Origin of the sequence: Nostoc sp. (genome assembly GCF_036917755.1) — a bacterium.
Lineage (GTDB): Bacteria > Cyanobacteriota > Cyanobacteriia > Cyanobacteriales > Nostocaceae > Nostoc.
Genome location: NZ_JBALFC010000106.1, coordinates 112,654 through 129,757, shown reverse-complemented (window position 1 = coordinate 129,757; position 17,104 = coordinate 112,654). Strand labels below are relative to the sequence as shown.

21 protein-coding genes are annotated in these 17,104 nt (G+C 39.7%); 9 read left to right on the top strand and 12 right to left on the bottom strand.

Going from position 1 to position 17,104, the window contains the following annotated elements; genetic code table 11:
• Nucleotides 1–434 precede the first annotated feature (434 nt).
• The 5 genes from V7L05_RS22980 to V7L05_RS22960 form a co-directional block, all read right to left on the bottom strand.
• Nucleotides 435–671 (bottom strand): hypothetical protein, encoded by a 237-nt coding sequence (locus tag V7L05_RS22980; protein WP_335167384.1) that lies wholly within the window; start codon nucleotides 669–671, stop codon nucleotides 435–437.
• Nucleotides 672–688: 17 nt separating this feature from the next.
• A complete protein-coding gene (locus tag V7L05_RS22975; RefSeq protein ID WP_335167382.1) occupies nucleotides 689–1,294 on the bottom strand; it encodes a hypothetical protein in 606 nt (201 codons plus the stop codon).
• 116 nt (nucleotides 1,295–1,410) lie between these two features.
• Nucleotides 1,411–1,680: a ParE family toxin-like protein gene (locus V7L05_RS22970; protein WP_335167380.1), complete on the bottom strand. Its 270-nt coding sequence runs from the start codon at nucleotides 1,678–1,680 to the stop codon at nucleotides 1,411–1,413.
• Entirely contained in the window at nucleotides 1,677–1,907 is a 231-nt protein-coding gene (locus V7L05_RS22965; RefSeq protein WP_335167378.1) for a hypothetical protein, read from the bottom strand. Before V7L05_RS22965 ends, V7L05_RS22970 begins: the two co-directional genes overlap by 4 nt.
• Before the next feature lie 236 nt (nucleotides 1,908–2,143).
• Nucleotides 2,144–2,470: a DUF1330 domain-containing protein gene (locus V7L05_RS22960; protein WP_335167375.1), complete on the bottom strand. Its 327-nt coding sequence runs from the start codon at nucleotides 2,468–2,470 to the stop codon at nucleotides 2,144–2,146.
• A 28-nt stretch (nucleotides 2,471–2,498) separates the two neighbouring features.
• Between V7L05_RS22960 and V7L05_RS22955 the strand changes: the two genes are divergently transcribed.
• The 3 genes from V7L05_RS22955 (at nucleotide 2,499) to V7L05_RS22945 (ending at nucleotide 3,840) form a co-directional block, all read left to right on the top strand.
• Nucleotides 2,499–2,651: a hypothetical protein gene (locus tag V7L05_RS22955; RefSeq protein ID WP_335167373.1), complete on the top strand. Its 153-nt coding sequence runs from the start codon at nucleotides 2,499–2,501 to the stop codon at nucleotides 2,649–2,651.
• 728 nt (nucleotides 2,652–3,379) lie between these two features.
• Nucleotides 3,380–3,580 (top strand): hypothetical protein, encoded by a 201-nt coding sequence (locus V7L05_RS22950; RefSeq protein WP_335167371.1) that lies wholly within the window; start codon nucleotides 3,380–3,382, stop codon nucleotides 3,578–3,580.
• Complete coding sequence (locus V7L05_RS22945; protein ID WP_335167369.1) at nucleotides 3,580–3,840, top strand: type II toxin-antitoxin system RelE family toxin; 261 nt, start codon at nucleotides 3,580–3,582, stop codon at nucleotides 3,838–3,840. Before V7L05_RS22950 ends, V7L05_RS22945 begins: the two co-directional genes overlap by 1 nt.
• A gap of 58 nt (nucleotides 3,841–3,898) precedes the next feature.
• Here V7L05_RS22945 and V7L05_RS22940 read toward each other — a convergent pair whose 3' ends face one another.
• Genes V7L05_RS22940 through uvrB form a run of 4 tightly spaced genes read right to left on the bottom strand, consistent with a single transcriptional unit; the run spans nucleotide 3,899 to nucleotide 6,867 of the window.
• Nucleotides 3,899–4,030, bottom strand: coding sequence for a hypothetical protein (locus V7L05_RS22940; RefSeq protein WP_335167368.1), 132 nt, complete (start codon nucleotides 4,028–4,030; stop codon nucleotides 3,899–3,901).
• A complete protein-coding gene (locus V7L05_RS22935) occupies nucleotides 4,020–4,319 on the bottom strand; it encodes a hypothetical protein (protein ID WP_335167367.1) in 300 nt (99 codons plus the stop codon). The genes V7L05_RS22940 and V7L05_RS22935 overlap by 11 nt, the downstream gene beginning before the upstream one ends.
• Nucleotides 4,316–4,828, bottom strand: a complete 513-nt coding sequence (locus V7L05_RS22930; protein WP_335167365.1) for a DUF4365 domain-containing protein — start codon at nucleotides 4,826–4,828, stop codon at nucleotides 4,316–4,318. The genes V7L05_RS22935 and V7L05_RS22930 overlap by 4 nt, the downstream gene beginning before the upstream one ends.
• A gap of 41 nt (nucleotides 4,829–4,869) precedes the next feature.
• Complete coding sequence (gene uvrB / locus V7L05_RS22925; RefSeq protein WP_335167363.1) at nucleotides 4,870–6,867, bottom strand: excinuclease ABC subunit UvrB; 1,998 nt, start codon at nucleotides 6,865–6,867, stop codon at nucleotides 4,870–4,872.
• A 254-nt stretch (nucleotides 6,868–7,121) separates the two neighbouring features.
• On the opposite strand from uvrB, the gene V7L05_RS22920 reads away from it, so the two are divergent.
• The 3 genes from V7L05_RS22920 to V7L05_RS22910 all read left to right on the top strand — a co-directional run bounded on the left by V7L05_RS22920 (nucleotide 7,122) and on the right by V7L05_RS22910 (nucleotide 9,454).
• The gene (locus tag V7L05_RS22920; RefSeq protein WP_335167361.1) at nucleotides 7,122–7,589 is read left to right on the top strand and encodes a hypothetical protein; all 468 of its coding nucleotides are present in this window, start codon (nucleotides 7,122–7,124) and stop codon (nucleotides 7,587–7,589) included.
• Between the two features lie 355 nt (nucleotides 7,590–7,944).
• The gene (locus V7L05_RS22915) at nucleotides 7,945–8,127 is read left to right on the top strand and encodes a CsbD family protein (protein ID WP_335167360.1); all 183 of its coding nucleotides are present in this window, start codon (nucleotides 7,945–7,947) and stop codon (nucleotides 8,125–8,127) included.
• Nucleotides 8,128–8,815: 688 nt separating this feature from the next.
• A complete protein-coding gene (locus V7L05_RS22910) occupies nucleotides 8,816–9,454 on the top strand; it encodes a histidine phosphatase family protein (protein ID WP_335167359.1) in 639 nt (212 codons plus the stop codon).
• 85 nt (nucleotides 9,455–9,539) lie between these two features.
• Here V7L05_RS22910 and trxA read toward each other — a convergent pair whose 3' ends face one another.
• Entirely contained in the window at nucleotides 9,540–9,878 is a 339-nt protein-coding gene (trxA, locus tag V7L05_RS22905) for a thioredoxin (RefSeq protein WP_335167357.1), read from the bottom strand.
• Nucleotides 9,879–10,353: 475 nt separating this feature from the next.
• Here trxA and V7L05_RS22900 point away from each other — a divergent pair, with 475 nt between their 5' ends.
• Together V7L05_RS22900 and V7L05_RS22890 are read left to right on the top strand one after the other, a co-directional pair.
• The gene (locus tag V7L05_RS22900) at nucleotides 10,354–11,484 is read left to right on the top strand and encodes a hypothetical protein (protein ID WP_335167355.1); all 1,131 of its coding nucleotides are present in this window, start codon (nucleotides 10,354–10,356) and stop codon (nucleotides 11,482–11,484) included.
• An 851-nt stretch (nucleotides 11,485–12,335) separates the two neighbouring features.
• Nucleotides 12,336–12,545 carry a hypothetical protein gene (locus V7L05_RS22890; RefSeq protein WP_335167351.1) on the top strand — a complete coding sequence of 70 codons (210 nt, stop codon included), beginning with the start codon at nucleotides 12,336–12,338 and terminating at the stop codon, nucleotides 12,543–12,545.
• A 577-nt stretch (nucleotides 12,546–13,122) separates the two neighbouring features.
• Here V7L05_RS22890 and V7L05_RS22885 read toward each other — a convergent pair.
• On the bottom strand, nucleotides 13,123–13,431 hold the full coding sequence (locus tag V7L05_RS22885; protein ID WP_335167350.1) for a hypothetical protein: 309 nt from the start codon (nucleotides 13,429–13,431) through the stop codon (nucleotides 13,123–13,125).
• Between the two features lie 647 nt (nucleotides 13,432–14,078).
• Between V7L05_RS22885 and V7L05_RS22880 the strand changes: the two genes are divergently transcribed.
• Nucleotides 14,079–15,749: an ABC transporter ATP-binding protein gene (locus tag V7L05_RS22880; RefSeq protein ID WP_335167348.1), complete on the top strand. Its 1,671-nt coding sequence runs from the start codon at nucleotides 14,079–14,081 to the stop codon at nucleotides 15,747–15,749.
• Between the two features lie 281 nt (nucleotides 15,750–16,030).
• Here the strand turns inward: V7L05_RS22880 and V7L05_RS22875 are convergent, their stop codons facing one another.
• A complete protein-coding gene (locus V7L05_RS22875; RefSeq protein WP_335167346.1) occupies nucleotides 16,031–16,978 on the bottom strand; it encodes a hypothetical protein in 948 nt (315 codons plus the stop codon).
• Nucleotides 16,979–17,104: the final 126 nt, after the last annotated feature.

Genomic DNA, 17,104 nt, shown 5'->3' with positions numbered 1-17,104 from the left:
ATTTTATCCGGCAGATGCTTTCTGGCGATGTCTACGACGGGCTACGCCTACGCGCACTGTGTCAGAATCGCTATTGTAGGCGATTATGCTTGTTAGGCATCATGTAAAAATAAGTTGTACAAAATTTATCTGGAATAGCTTGCTAAATCTAGCTTTCACACAAAAATTGTTCAGGTTATTTTTACACAAATCCTTAGAAGTGATGTGTGCTTTTCAATTGATGTACACCCCATTTTAACCTGAATTACCGCCCGTCCCCTTCAAGGATATAGTTACGCTGCGTAGCCCGTCGTAGACATCGCACTGCATTGGTGGAAGTAGTTAAGATTGTAAGTGGAAAAACACGTTGGGTTTCCTTGGGTCAAACCAATCTACAAGATCAGCGATCGCACTACTCGTTCGGCTCAGGGCATATTATTAGCTTGGGTTAGGTTTCAGATATTCCGTTGTAATGACTGGTCTAAATCTACTTCGACACAAAGCTTTCTAAACATACTGTTAAAATTCATCCTTTTGGAGCTTAAATACATATCTCTTCGCACTTTTGCTTCATCATCTTCTTCATCCAATAAATTTTGCATCCATAGCTTAACTGAGAGTTTATGAAATTGTTTGAATTTCTCTTGTTCATTTTTAAGAGCTATACCAGCGCTTTCAATAAACCTTTTCACTCGCGCTATTTCTTTTCCTATATCTGTATCTCTATCAACAATATTAGTGTTAATAGTTCCGCATAGAGACAAAATACTAAGAAATGACCTATAAGATAGTGAATCTTCCCTATAAAGCCTCTCAAAGAAATTAGAATAAGAGGGATTTGAAAAAATAGACTTAGATTCAGTAAGGCTCTCTTGAGAAATACCTTGTAACAGAAACAAAAGTTCAAAGATATCTTCCTCTTAGTCTTATCCCTTGCCTTAAACGCCTGAAATTTACTTAAAACAGAATCTATTGAATCTGCACGATCAACATAGAGTTTAGATTGAATATACAAAGTTCTGTCATTTTTTTTATCCTGCCCAATTAAATCAACGCCCCCGTCATTTGATAACTTGTTATTTAACTCTGGCATTTCGAAACCGGCACCAGCATCTGCTTGGGGAACCAGACGTTGTACAAACCGTGCAAACCTTTTTCCTTTTTCCGTAGTTGTTAACCCTTCAAGTTGACCTCTTATATGTTGTTGCAACAATTCAAAGGTTTCAAGATAATTAGGTGTAGGAGACTTGTTTGTCATACCAGTTATTCTAAACGAAAGCTCTTTAACTGCACCTATCATAGCTCTGGCAATCAAAGAATTGCCTTATACCTTATTTCCAGGCGCAAGATGTGAGTTAACGTCCTAGCATTTTATCCCGCAGATGTTTAATGCGAGCACGCATGGAGAAGCTAATGGTTAGGCTGCTGGCGTTACAACCTCTGAAGCAACTCGTCATACTCTGCATGTCCGCCAATCCAGAACCAGTAAATGTGATCATCCTGCAACAAGCCAAGAACGCGGTAGTCTAAAGTAATACGAGCCGAATAGATTGGTTGGCGCTGGCTAACTCGTTTGAACTGAAGACTATTGTGGTAATGGTCTGAACGCCAAAGAGCATAGGATTTGGCAGCTTGCTCTTGAACTGATGCAGTCAGCCCATCAAGTTTCTTGCGAAATACCTTCGTAACACTTGACTTCATTGCTCAGAGGGGAAAACATCAGCTAGAGGAGTGATGTCGCCAGCAGCAATTTCCTGCCGTACCATATCAGCTAGACGATCCCATTGAACATCTGTTGTAGATTCAAACTGAGCCTTCCATGCCCGCTCATCCTCCATCTCGGCAAGGAGACGAGTAGCGATCGCATCCTGCTCATCAACAGGTAGAGTTTTCAGTTGGGCGATCGCACGCTCAAGTAACTCAGTCATGGCTACCACACTCTTAAAACGTAAATAGCATCTTATCTATTATCGCTTCTTGCTAGCAAGTTGAACACTAATTAGGTGAATACTGGTGAGCATAAGATTCACTTTAATGTCCCAGCATTTTATCCCGCAGATGCTTTCTGGCGATGTCTACGACGGGCGTAGCTGCGGCACACTGTTTCCTTGAAATCTGCTGTATCAGGATGCATACTTTGGATCAAATCGGACAATCGACGATATTAACCTTTTGGTAAATAGGGTATGGTTCCTGCAACATCAGTGTCGTCGATTACATTCAAGCTGCTGATACTACCACTCTGGCGAGCTTGACGATATTTTGCATAGGCTGGATCGTTAGCAAACGCTTGCACTGCCTCTATAGAAGGAAATTCCATCAAGGCAATCAGCGTTGTTGCTAGTCCCTCGCCTTCAATAGTCGTAATATTGCCACTGCGGGAAAGGTATTTCCCCCCATGATTACGTACGATCTCGTGAACATTTGCTGCGTAGTCCGAAATCCAGGCATCATCGGTAACTTTAACGTCTGCGATTAAATATACAGCCATGATGGTTCTCCTTTAGTTAGTTGGTTAAATGACTATATTTGCTGAGAATTCTTTCAAGACAAGAACTCTAGGAACAAAAGTATTTAGCATCGGCGATCGCCCTACAGCCCTTCTCCTAAAAGAGACGCTACGCGAACGGGCATCCTACGGCAGGCGTTGGCGTTGGCGGAGCCTCTCGTAGAGAAGCCATCGCTTTTACTTTTCGATCATACTTGAGATTGGAATCAGCTATTTCAATTTAGGCGAATATTGGTGAGCATAAGATTCACGTTAATGTCCTAACATTTTATCCCGCAGATGTTTAATGCGATCGCGCAAGTAGCCAGGAACTTAGCACGAGCGGCTTTCGTCCGTCCTCTGTATTTGAATTGTTAGATACTCGAACTGAACATTACCCTTTAAAGCATCATTAAGGTGGTAGAAAATACGGTCTGTCGAATCCGTAACGAGCGACTTGATCATACGTAAAAACTCGATATAGTTGGCTGTTATCTCTGTTGTGATAAATACAGCGTATTGCAGGTTTATGAGGTACAGTAACAGCAGTTTGTAAACCAGTTTTTTAAATGCACAGGATTAATCAAATCGAGTGCAGTTGCAATTAAAACATCAAGTATTTTCGCAGTACTTGGAGCAAAAGAGCGGAGAAATGAGGCTTAAGGTTACGACATTAAGGCTTAAGGTTACAACATTAAGCCTTAACATTAAAGCTATCATGAAGGAACTGAAGCTTTCATGAAGTTAAAATATATTAGACCTCTAACGTCCCAATAATTTATCTGGCAGATGCTTTCTAGCGATGTGCAAGCGGTTTGTTATGCCGCCGCGATCGCCGCAATATGCCACAATAGCAGGTAAAACAGTAAGAGTATTTCTCACTACCCATGATGCCCTATGCAAGTCAAAGATATGACCATCGAAGAACTCAAGCTTTTGATTCAAGAAACTGTTGCCGAAACGATTCAATCTCTATTGGTTGATCCTGATGAAGGCAAACAAATAAAGCCAGAAGTGAAACAGCAACTACTCGACTCCCTACAACGTACTCAATCTGGAGAACGTGGAATCCCTGCTGAGGAAGTAGCAAAAAACCTGGGATTGTCCTGGTAATGAGCTACGATATCGAATTTAAATCAGAGGCGACTATCGGGTTTGAAACTCTCACCTCAACTATTCAAGAGCGCATTCTGCGTAAAATTCGCTGGTTGTCTGAGAACTTCGAGGACTTAACCCCTCAACCTTTGAGTGCTGATTTAAGCGGTTTGTTCAAACTCAGAATTGGGGACTACCGGATTATTTATTCCTTTGATACTGAAGCACAACTCATTACAATTCATCGAGTTGGGCATCGCCGTGATATTTACAATTAACAATCGGTCATCAGTTTCCCCTCAATCACACTCCAATTGAAGACTCAGTAGATTCACGTTAACGTCCTAACATTTTATCCCGCAGATGTTTAATGCGATGTCTACGACGGGCTATTCGGCGTCGCGCCTGGAATAAGCTAACGGTTAGGCTGCTTAGGCGATCGCCACATCGCTCAGGTTTAGCTAGCATGTACATCTGCATTAATTGCATTCACAATGTTTTGGAAAGAAACGGATTGCAGAACAGATAAAAGGTTCACCGCTTTAGTCAATAAATAGGGCGTGTCTTCGTAGTGATCTTGACTGGGCAAAACAATTTGAATCGGTTTGCCTTGATCGTCCACACCCTTTTCAAACACGATTAAACGTGGATTGGGATGGCTGATTGCTATCCAGTGATTTTGCTGGAGATAGTTGACCACTTTAGCGACACGAAGCTCCTGAACTTGGGCGTAATTTGACAAGACTTCAGGGGTCATGACCACTCTCCTGTTTTGACATTCTCCATTAAGGTTAGCAGAGATTCTGGGGTGAGGCGTTGCGATCGGGCAATTCGGATTCTGACAGACTGGCGATTTTCACTGAGGTTGCCAGTGAGGTATTCCCAGTAGCAAGTTCCTTGCAACCTGAGTTCTGATTCTTCGCAAATGAGCCATTGAACAGAATCAGAGGGTAGCGCTAAAAGAATTAGGATACAGGGTATTGCGGCTCTCATGCTGCGCCTGAGAATCAAGTCATTGTAAGTTTTCGCTTCTAGATCATAGATGACATAGGTCGAGTCGAGTTGCCATTGAGTTGAGGCTTTGAGTTGAAAACTGAGGGAAAAGCCAGACTCCACTCGGCGATTTTGACGCACAATTATTTCATCAAAGCTACCATCTACGCCATAGTCATATTCCCGAATAGCTAAGTTGAGTCCGGCACGTCCGGCGATCGCACGGACATAGGCGCGGCTTAACGCTTCAGCAATATGTTGGTCAGTTAACACAGTTGAATTAAAGCCTCATCAAGCACAAGTACTCTTTTTTGTTAACGTCCCAACATTTTATCCCGCAGATGTTTAATGCGATCGCGCAATTTTGCCGCCTCTTCAAATTCCAGTTTCTTCGCCGCTTCTTTCATCTGAGTTTCCAACAGACTAATCAATTGGGGAATCTGTTCTAATGGCAGTTCATCTAAATGTTCATCTACTACTTTCAAGTCAGTTGCATTCAACCGCCGAGACACATCTAAAAAAGACAAAATTGCGTTACTCGATTTTTTCACAATCGGTTGCGGTGTAATTCCATGCAGTCGATTATGTGCCGTTTGAATACCACGTCGCCTGTCTGTTTCATCAATGGCTTTAATCATGCTGCCTGTCAAATTATCAGCATACATAATCGCTTGTCCCCGGATGTGACGCGCGGCTCTACCAATAGTTTGAATTAAGGAACGTTCGGTTCGCAAAAAACCTTCTTTATCCGCGTCCATAATTGCTACTAAGGAAACTTCCGGTAAATCTAACCCTTCCCGCAGCAAATTCACACCAACCAATACATCAAATGTACCTTCGCGCAAGTTCTGCAAAATCTCAATGCGCTCAATTGAATTAATCTCCGAATGTAAATACCGCACCCGAATACTATGGTCTTGCAGATACTCGGTTAAATCTTCCGCCATCCGCTTAGTTAATGTGGTAATTAACACTCGTTCATGGAGGTCGGCTCTATCTTTAATTTCTCCCAACAAATCATCAATTTGTCCTTCTGTAGGACGCACGGAGATTTCTGGATCAATTACGCCAGTTGGTCTAATTACTTGCTCAACTATATGATCTTCAGAAATTTCTAACTCCCAATTCCCTGGAGTTGCTGAAACAAAAATGCACTGATTCACCTTTTCCCAGAATTCCTCTGCTTTCAAAGGACGATTATCAGCAGCACTAGGAAGACGAAATCCATGTTCAATTAAAACTTTTTTTCTAGCTTGATCGCCGTTATACATACCGCGAATTTGGGGCACACTAACGTGAGATTCATCGATAACTAATAGCCAATCTTTAGGAAAATAATCAATTAAACATTCTGGCGGATCTCCAGCTTGCCTTCCTGCTAAGTGACGCGAATAGTTTTCAACGCCGTTGCAGTAACCTACCTCGCGCAGCATTTCCAAATCATAGCGTGTGCGTTGATCTATGCGTTGCGCTTCTAATAATTTCCCAGCTTGTTCTAAGTCTAGTTTTTGCTGTTTTAACTCGGCTGCAATGTCATGACAAGCTACTTCTAGACGTTCTTCTGGGGTAACAAAGTGACGTGCAGGGTAGATATTCACCGCTTCTAAACTTTTGATAATTTCACCTGTCACCGGGTCAATGTAGCGAATCGCGTCAATTTCATCACCAAAGAATTCGACACGAATAATCCGATCTTCATAAGCTGGACCAATTTCTAAGACATCACCACGGACGCGAAATTTTCCCCGACCCATTTCTATGTCGTTGCGGCTATATTGAACATTTGCTAAATCTCGTAAAATTTGGCGTTGATTTACTTCCATACCTATCTGAAGGGGGATGGCAGCTTTCAGATATTCTGCTGGCATTCCCAAACCGTAGATGCAGCTGATGGATGCAACGACAATCACATCACGACGTTCAAAAAGCGATCGCGTCGCTGAATGTCGCAACATATCTATTTCATCATTAATCGCCGCCGTTTTTTCAATATAAGTATCGGTAACGGGAATATACGCTTCTGGCTGATAATAATCGTAGTAGCTGACAAAATACTCAACTGCATTGTTGGGAAAGAAATCCCGCAACTCGTTACAAAGCTGTGCAGCCAGGGTTTTGTTATGCGCCAGAACTAAAGTAGGCTTGCCAATTTTCTCAATAACTGCTGCCACCGAAAATGTCTTGCCAGTTCCAGTGGCACCTAGTAAAGTTTGGTAACGGTTGCCTGATTGGATACTAGCAGAAAGTTTAGCGATCGCTTCTGGTTGATCGCCTGTAGGACTAAAGGGAGCTTGAAGACAAAATTCTGTCATACAGTTTTGCTGGAAATACCCGATCTGATGGTGACGATTTCACCCTATATTTATTGTAGCTGGCTGAGTTATACCAAATAAATAGTAATAATTTTTTACAAAACTTAATAATTTAATTTTACTTATGTATCAGTTTGAAAGATACTTATATCTATATGAGGTTTTTTAAGGTTAAACTCTAAGATATATGGGAAAAAATTTCACCTTTCCTTAATTATTGTAAAATTCAATTAACAAACCAGAGGTATTCGTTTATGACTATTAGCAACGCTGGCAAAGCAACCAGTTCTCGGCAAAACAATGCCAAGTCTCCAGGGGAAACTACAGAGGAAGTAGAAAATCAACTAGACCAGAGCTTGAATGCAGATAAAGTCGAGCAAGTTAGTGAACAGCCAGTGTCGGGATCTTCTGGGCCACTCGCCATTGCTGGAGTTCGTCCCATAGGTCCTAGCGACTTAGAAGTTGCTGAAAAACTTTCAATTGCTGGGGTGCGTCCCATTAGCACCAGTACGTTAGAAGTAGTTGAAACTTATAACTCAATGGGTATTCGTCCAATTGGCGCTAATACATTTGAAGTCGTTGAAAGTATTAATCTCTCTGGGATTCGTCCGATTGCCTCAAGTTCATTGGTAATTTCTGAAAGCTATTCCACATTTGGGAACCGTCCGATAGCATCAAATGAGGTTGACAATTCTGAAAGCCTGATGGGTTTTCTAGATTAGACAAAAAAATATCCCCATAACTTTATTAACCCAGTTTCTGTACGGAACTGGTTTTTTTTAGTTAAACAGTCAAAAGTAGAGATTACGATATTTGCATTTGTTCTATGTCTTTTAGCATAGATAACTAAGCTGTAGTTATTTTATTTTGTATTCAAGCAACAGCCAGAACGCTTATTACAACTACCTTTCTTAATTCCGAATTCCGAATTCCGAATTCCGAATTATTTAATCTGCCTTGTGGTGGAAGGCTTTAACAAAAACCTTGAGCTACTGTGTAAATGTAAGAACAAAAGATTTCAAAGTTAATTTATGGCTTTGAAATGAGCTTTTGATACACAAAATAAGGAGTACCAAAATGAGCTTAGAAGAACGGGCTAAAGCAACTGCTAAAAATATTGAAGGTAAAGCCCAAGAAGCAGCATCAGAAATTACTGGAGATCCAAAAGATAAAGCGGAAGGTAAAGCGAAGCAAGCTGAAAGCGAAGTACGTCACGGTATTGAAGACGTAAAAGATAATGTGAAGAAAAAGCTGGACTAATCATTCATACTTTTTTGCAGAAACTCTAGACAGATAAATTGGGTTTCTTCGATTTTTGCAAAAAAATATAAGTGTTCGAGAGCCAAGCTCAAGTCTTTTCAGATTATCTGAGCAAGGATTAGAGAATAGAAGATCGCTTGATTTGTAGAGTTTTTGTAGAGACGTAATTAGTTCACGTCTCTACAATTTTCAAAACTTAAAAAAAAATGAAGCCAGAATTACAAAAGGCGATCGCACAAATTAACAAAAGGCGATCGCCTTTAAAATTGTAAAATTTATCGAACAGAATTCAGGAGTCAGGAGTCAGGAGTCAGAATTCAGTTGGGTATTCTGTACGAGTGGCGGATGAAGAATCGGGTTTAAAACCCCTACCAACTTTAAAATTTGGTGGTTTTCAATCAGTGGCGGGTGTGAATCCCCCATTGATTGATTATGAATTCAGAATTCTGAATTCTGCATTCTTCTTCAATTAATATCTGGCGCTGCGCCAATGTCTACTCTTTGAGTGGCGATATCTACGAGGAACTGTGACGCTCCTACGTCGCTAACCCTATCGGTGACGCAACTTTACCCAATCTGAAAATTATTTAAAATATCATAAAATTGTAGTATTATGGCACGGGCATTAACTATCTTCAACTAGATTTGATTGTTATAGCTCTGAAATTTAAAATCTACAAGATATACCGTGAGCCTAACTATTTATTTCCTCCGTCACGGACAGACAGAATGCAGTCGCAATAATTCCTTTTGCGGTTCCATAGACTCAGAACTTACCCCAGAAGGATTGGAAATGGCAAAGGCTTTTGCAGACGCATATAGTTCTACACCTTGGACAGCAATATTTTCTAGTCCAATGCAGCGAACTATATTGACAGCAAAACCCTTATGTGCAGCAATAGAGATGGAACCACAACTCAGAGATGGTTTAAAGGAAATTAACTATGGGCAGTGGGAAGGAAAAACGCCAGAAGTAATTAGCCGTGAATATCACGATGATTATATTCGCTGGTTAGCCGATCCAGCTTGGAATGGGCCAACTGATGGAGAAATAGCAGTTACAATTGCTTCTCGCGCTATGCAGGTAATTGAAGAAATCAAGCGTTTCTACAGCAGTGGCAATGTGTTAGTGGTTTCCCACAAGGCAACTATCAGAATTATTCTGTCTAGTTTGCTAGGAATTGATGTGGGACGCTTCCGTTTTCGCTTGGGATGCCCTGTTGCTTCGGTCAGTATTGTAGAATTTAGTTCACATGGGCCGCTGTTAAAGGTTTTGGCAGACCGGACTCATTTGGATGAGCGTTTGCGAAATTTACCAGGAACGTGACTTTTTACCGCGCCACGCGTACCTCATAGCGCCAATATCACCTACAATACTGCCCAACTTGACGGTAATGAACCTGGTTTTTTAGCTAAAGAAGCTTCTGAACAGCGTCGCTAAACTGCTCGTAAGGAGAAACTCCCACGATGGTTTCTGCTAAAATACCATCTTTGAAAATTAAAACCGCCGGAATACTGCGAAGACCGAATTTTTTGAAGATCGGCTTGTTGCTGTCAACGTCTACCTTAACGACTTTAGCACGACCTTTATATTCCTGGGCGAGTTGCTCCATTAACGGACTGATCAGGCGACAGGGGCCACACCAAGTAGCAGTAAAGTCAACAACAACGACTTTCTCTTCACTTCCATTTAAAACAATATCAAATTCATTTTCTTGAACGTAAGCAACTATGTCAGTATCTGTGGACATTTTTTAATTCCTTAGTGTCAAACTAAAATTTCCGTAAAAAGCTAACTATACAAACTATACTCCCTTCTGCCTGTCAGATTTACCTGTAACCGACATCGGGAAACCCCCGTAACTGATTTTTACTTAGTAGCGTAGATTTCATAACAGACAAGTTGTTTACGTAGGGTGCGATCGCCTTGATGACCTTTTGTTAATAAGACTATTTTTAGTTTTATCATTTTCTCTATTTATTTATCTTTACATAGTTTGGTGTTTTCGTACCTATCTACTTATATTTGTTGACTATTTTACCAGTAATAATACTTATTTATAAAAGATTTCCTTATCTAATACGCCAGATATATACATTAATACTAAAACACTTTCTAACCGTCATACATAAAATTACAAGACTAATTTTTGTATAAAAAATATCTTCATTAAATTAAATTAGTGTTATATTTGTAACACGAGGATCTTTATATATATTAAGTTAATGGCTATTGTGAAAGAGTTTCCAGTAAATCATTTAAGATCAGTTTCTAGTCAAGGAAATAAGACGGTCGTTGAATCTTTAGCACAACAATGGGCTAAAAAATATATAGGGAATCTTAAGGTTGATACTGATATGACAGAAAAAATAGAAATCCCTAATTTATCAGAGATAGTATCACCAGAGGGACGAAAGAGAACTGCTCAAAAAGTATTAGAGTCTTTGCGAAGTGTTAGTGCTAGAGCCTGGAATAAAACTGAGGAATTATTATCAAAAGAAATTAAACAACATGGCATAGACTTAAACCTAATTAATCCGTGGGAAATCGCCGGAGATTCTTTTAACATTTACCAAAAAGCTTTGAATGTATATATTCAACAAACAACATCACAACCTCTTTCTTTGGTAAGGAACCTGGTTGACTCAGAGAATCCACTTTATCAACAGGCATTAGATGTTTATACAGAACAAGTGGCTCCTAGCAAGCTGGCTACAGTAATTGGTGCGGATATAGGAAAGCTCAGAAAGAAATATACAAGTCATGATCCTAGAGTTATTGGCTTTGTAAGTATGCAGTTTCATTACACAAGTCAAATGCTCATGCAATCACTTGAGCCAATAGAACAATCACTTATTAGTACATACTTTAAAGTGATTGACGACCATTTGTATATGCCACTGCAACGTGCTTATGAAGCAGCAGCTAACCATGATTCTAATTCTGTAGCATTATCCGCAGTGCAAAAGTTACTACCAATTAGTACACAAATTGCTAAGAGGATTTCCCAAAGAGTAATTGAATTTTATCCAAATTACAACTCAATGTCTGGTGCATTAAGTAATCCAATAGTTAAGACCTCTAGTATTCGGGATGTAGAGATGTTTCAAATATACCTGTGGGTATGTGCTTTAGAAACAAGCTGTGAAGCTATCCAACAAGAGTTATTTCCCTTATGTGTAATGCTTTATCCCAGATTAAAAGTGCAGTGGGAAGTAGTTCGTCAAATGCTACATTTGCTGAGACAAGAAATAGACATTAGCTTGACTTCTCAAGAAGCAGAAACTTTAATGCCATATTTCCAGGTATTGTGGGATATGTTCTCTCCAGAGGTGTTTGCTGAACTTGGATTGTAATCAGGGACTAATTACTTAATAAAGAATTATTCTCTGCGAGATGTGCGCGTACTCTTGCGGAGAAGCCTTAATAGTCATTCTCTTGAGAGAACAATTCTAACAACCCAATTGTGCCTACAAAAAAAGTATAAGTAGCATATTTTATTGGTGTCTTTTTTCTTGAAGTTGCATAAAAAGCTGCTATAATGCTTTCGATAAAATGGATCGTCATGGCAAAACGCTCAATCCAAAAAATTGGATTAAGACTGCTTGGTAGATTACTATTAGTTATTACTGCATAAATATTCCACGATTCTAATCCAATTGCGCTTGTTATAAGCATTGTAGATAGAATTTTTACAAATGTAAAAATGTTTCTCTTTAGAAACTTTAAGTTCATATTGTTCACAAAAAAATGTTTAACACTATCTAAAAGACTCGGTGAAATAACAAACAAGTTAATGTGTGTCATCTAAAAATTAACACTAAGTCAACCAATCTTATATCATGATTTTAATTTTTGTAAAAGCCGATAAAAATATGGACATAGTGTATTAAGGCAATATTCCCAAACTATTGAGAATTGAACTGTGGCAAAAACTATGCAGTTTTGTTATTTGAGGATTTATCGTTAAAAGTCTCCTGCTTGTGAAAATAGAGCAAAATGGATGGCATTAAGCGTCCGGTTCAAAGCCTAAAAGACCCCGAAAAACAGAAACTATACTATTCTGGCAAGAAGAAACGCCATACCCGTAAACACTACTAGTCATGAAGATTAAATCACCAGATATTTAAAAAATCAGAGAAGTGTGGAATAATACGTAGGTGGTAAATTTAATTGCACTCTATAGATTGATAAGAAATGTAAAGCTATGATTGCTCAACATTACAATTCAATTCATGTTGAAAACAACTTGCTTAAACAAATCAAAATTAAAGAAAATCAGCTAAAAATTGCCCAAGAATCTAATATGCTCTATGTAGCAGAAGCATTACAGAATCAATTATTAAAGTTACAAGGTCAATTGTCAGAGCCGCAAGACGTTGAAATTCAGGCGTTGATGAGTTTGCTAGACGATTAACATTGTAAATTTGTGTTGCAAAGTTTATTAAAAACACAAAAACTCTGCTACTAGGAAGCAGAGTTTTTCTGATGCCTGTGGGTGTGCTTTAGGTGCTATAGCTCAAGAATTATAGCGGTTCTCGGTTGAATAGGTACTGAACCCCAACCCCCAACCCCCTAAGAGCAAGCGAGGAGGGCAGGGTGGTTTCATACGAAAAAAGAAAAATACATTAAGTCTTGATTTCTCGTTTTACGGCATGGCTTTTTACCCCTCTCCAAACCTCTCCCCGTTGGCGTCAGCCTGCCGTCAGGCAAGCGGAAAGAGGCTTTGAAACCCAGTTTTAGTTTTTCTCTGCTTGTATGAAACCACCCTGCTAAGAGCAAGCGAGGAGGGGGCTATGATGTACCTTGTATGATTAGTAAACGTTATTAGGACTTACGCAAAAACCCTCTCAAACTCTCGTTCCTCCGTGACCTCTGCGTCCTCTGTGGTTCGTTTTCCGTTACCTTTGCGTAAGTCCTAGTTATAACAGTATAATAAGTAGCGATCTAAGGTGTCATAGAAGGATGATGATTCTTACTTAGATAATAAGATGTTAGAGTTTTTGCTGGGTATCTGGTCTTTTGATCTGCGGTACTGAATCAATCTTAAGAACAGGTTTAATTGAGCGCAGTTTGCTTTGCCTAAGAATTTGAATTTCTCTCTGAATAGAATCTTTTCCTTGCCTAAAAAAATCTTGAGAATTATATGGAACTAAGTCACGGGATAAATCTTGAGCTTGTGCTGGAGTTAAACTAGGAAAGGCTTGTTGAGCATTGGCAGAAGTCTGTACAGCCAGGAAAAAAGCTGTTGAAACCACCAAGGGTTTTATTTTTATACATCCGGTGAATATCAGGTTTAACATAATTGATATATCTGTTGTGTGAATGCTGCTTCCAACCATCTTGTGTTGATCTGATAATAAGTAAAATATACTTATTCGCTTGCTAATTACCTCGCACAAATGGGTGAATTAATCAGCTAAATCTTTATTAAATATAAAACCGATGATATGAACGGATATAGCAGTTCTCGTTCTGACGCAACAGATGGTAGGGGCACAGCAATGCTCATATAGTAATCCGCTTTGATTATTGAACTGACTTACGTAGGCTGGGAGTAGGGAATAGGGAGTAGGGAATAAGCCTTTTCGATTAGTACTGAATTTGTTCAAAAATCAAATAGGAGTCCTATAGGTGTCAACTTAAGCCAAAACCCTTTTAAAATCTCGTTTCCAGCCTCTTGCTGGAAATGCTCTTCAATTGCGGCTCTGCCGCAAGTCTTGAGGCGGAGCCTCAACGACGGGCATTCCTAGTCGGAGACTCTTAACGAGATAATCTCTAAATGCTGCTTCTAGACTAACTTTCACGTTAAGTTGACACGCATGAGCTTTTTCTGTGCCCCTACGCTAAGACAATAAGATGTTCGCACAACGGAGGTTTAATACTAATCTGATAGACTATCTTAAATTTGAAATTATAAAAGCTGGTAGCTCAGGGCTGATAACTAAATATGAGTGAAGCCTTATTCTGTATCGAAAATCTGCAAGTTGCCTATCCTCAGAGGAGTGGAGAAGAGGCAAGCTGGGCGGTTGATGATGTATCTTTCACCTTACAACCAGGTGAAAGAATGGGATTGGTGGGAGAGTCGGGTTGTGGTAAGTCAACTATCGGACGGGCAGTAATGCGTTTGCTACCAGCCTCTAGTCGTATTGAGGGACGGGTAACATTTCAAGGACAGTCGGTGTTTGACTTGATGCCTAAGCAGTTGCAGAAGTTTCGAGGAGAGGCGATCGCGTTAATTTTTCAAGATCCGATGACACGCCTCGATCCACTGATGACGATTGGTAAGCATTGTATCGAAACCCTTCAGGCACACTCACCAGAATTATCAACGCGCAAAGCCAAAGAAAAAGCACTTGCTACCTTGGCAAAGGTGAATATTCCAGCTAGTCGCTGGAATCAGTATCCTCATGAGTTTAGCGGTGGAATGCGCCAACGGGTAGCGATCGCTTTAGCTTTACTCCTCAACCCCAAGTTGATTGTTGCTGATGAACCCACTACCAGTTTAGATGTCACAGTATCCGCACAGATATTGCAAGAATTAACTCGCCTGTGTGGTGAAGAAAACATGGGATTGCTGCTGATTTCTCACGATTTAGCAATGGTAGCTGAGTATTGCGATCGCATTGGGGTTATGTACAACGGCAAGATAGTCGAAATGGGTTCTACAGAAACCGTATTTAGACAACCTCAACATGAATACACGCGATCGCTCTTAAAAGCAGCTTTACACATTCAAGCAGTAAAAGATAATGGAGAATTAATAATTGTCAATGACGCAGAAAAGCAATTACCGATTATTAATCAGCAATCCCCAATTTTGAGTGTTACAGAACTCAAGCAATACTACACCATAGAACCTAATTTTATCGAACGACTATTTAACACACAAGCGCAGACAATTAAAGCAGTAGATGGTATCAACTTGGATCTTTATCCAGGAGAAATTCTCGGCTTAGTTGGCGAATCAGGTTGTGGTAAAAGTACGCTATCACGAACAATCTTGCAACTAATTCGTCCCACTAGTGGCAAAGTTGAGTTTTTAGGACAGGATTTAACTAAACTGTCGCGTCAAGAAATTCGCTCCTCACGGCGGCAAATACAAATGGTTTTTCAAGACCCTCATGCTTGTCTCAATCCAGCGATGACAGTGGGAGAAAGTATCGCTGATCCTTTATTTATCCACAATCTTGCCAATCCTGCTAAGGCAAAAGAGCAGGTTTTGTGGATGCTAGAGAAAGTTGGGTTAACACCGGCAGAAGTGTATTATGAGCGTTATCCATCAGATTTGTCTGGGGGACAACAGCAACGAGTTGCGATCGCTCGTGCTTTGATTACTCACCCTAAACTTCTCATTTGCGATGAACCCGTGAGTATGTTAGACGCCAGCGTGCAGTCGCAAGTGCTAGATTTGATGTTGCAATTAAAGGAAGAGTTTGAGTTAACTTATCTATTCATCACTCATGACCTTTGGTTAGCGAGATTTTTGTGCGATCGCATTGCCGTAATGAATGGCGGTAAAATTGTCGAACTCGGTCTGACAAAAACTATTTTTGCTAATCCTCAGCACCCTTATACCAAAACCTTACTAGCTGCTGCTCCCTTACTAGCACGCGCCTAACTAAATAAAATCAAGAGTTATGAATTTAAAATTCCTAACTCCTAATACCATTTCTTTGTGAGGCTGCGCCAAACCCTTTTAACTTCTTTCTTTCTTTCTTTGTGTCCTTTGCGACGGCAGTCGCTCATGGGGGAGACCCCCAAGACCGCGCTGCCTCTCCTTTGCGGTTCGTTTTTCTTTCTTGTACTTAAATATGGTTTAGCGCATCTTCATACAGAATTGGTATAACTCCTAACTCCTGTACAGACGCGATTAATCGCGTCTCTCCAAACTCCTAACTCCTAACTCTCTTCCTCTTCCCTTCCCTCAAGTAATTTAGTTGTTTCTCCACTGGAACCATATAGCTCAACGAATCTTTTAAACAACAACGAACTCTCGTGATTTGAAGTCCTACTTAAGTTGAATAAACGCCCTATATTTTTCTCATCTAAAGCTCTCAGATAGGGCAAATCTTCAAAGAGTGTCAAACAAGAAGCAAAATGCAATATTATTTGTAATAATGGCTTTGGCCACTCTAGGTCACTATAAATATCTATAAATAGGTGATGTTCTGAGTCACTTAAGGGAAAAGCATAAAATATAACAATTATTCTTTTCTGATTGTAGACTGGAATACTCAGTTCAATAGTGTAGGGGGTATGCAATATTAAATCCACTTCCACAGTCGGCTGTCGCCAAATTCTCAGAGGATTAGCTGGTGAATCTAATATTGTTTGAAATTTGATTATCCCACCGATGCTTGTGGTCTGAAAGTGGCTAATATTAATAATTTTAAGATTATTAAGGCTAAAACTATGAACTGTTTCCAAATGTTTTAAGTTCAATAGATGATAGATTTGGCAAAGATAAGGAAACGGTAAAATGTACTCCTGGCTAATCATGTGCAGCTTTTTTAATTGAAGCTTGTTAGCTTGAGTACGATCAAGATATTCTTGATATTGGCTGGGGACTAAATCATTGCTATTGAAGCTTTCCTCCGGCTTGAGATATAGCCAACTCACAAAAAGGAAAGAGGCTGTAAATAACTGAGATATTTCTATAGCAGATAGATAACCATCAGCAAATGCAGCTATGCTTCTATCGGTTATTCCAAAAAGCCAAGATAGAATACCAAATTGCCAGATATTACTTTTGATTTTATCTATAAAGAGTGCTATCTCAACATTTGAGACATGGCTAGCCTTCTTTACACTTAATTCATCATTCTTTTTCAAACAATTAATCAACATAAGACTTTGATATTACTTAAATAGTAGTAATCCATAGAGTTTAGATTTATGTTAAGTTTAAATACAAATATTTAGTTACAACCTCTATCTTTAGGTGTATATACAAGTTGTACTAATTCATGTCTA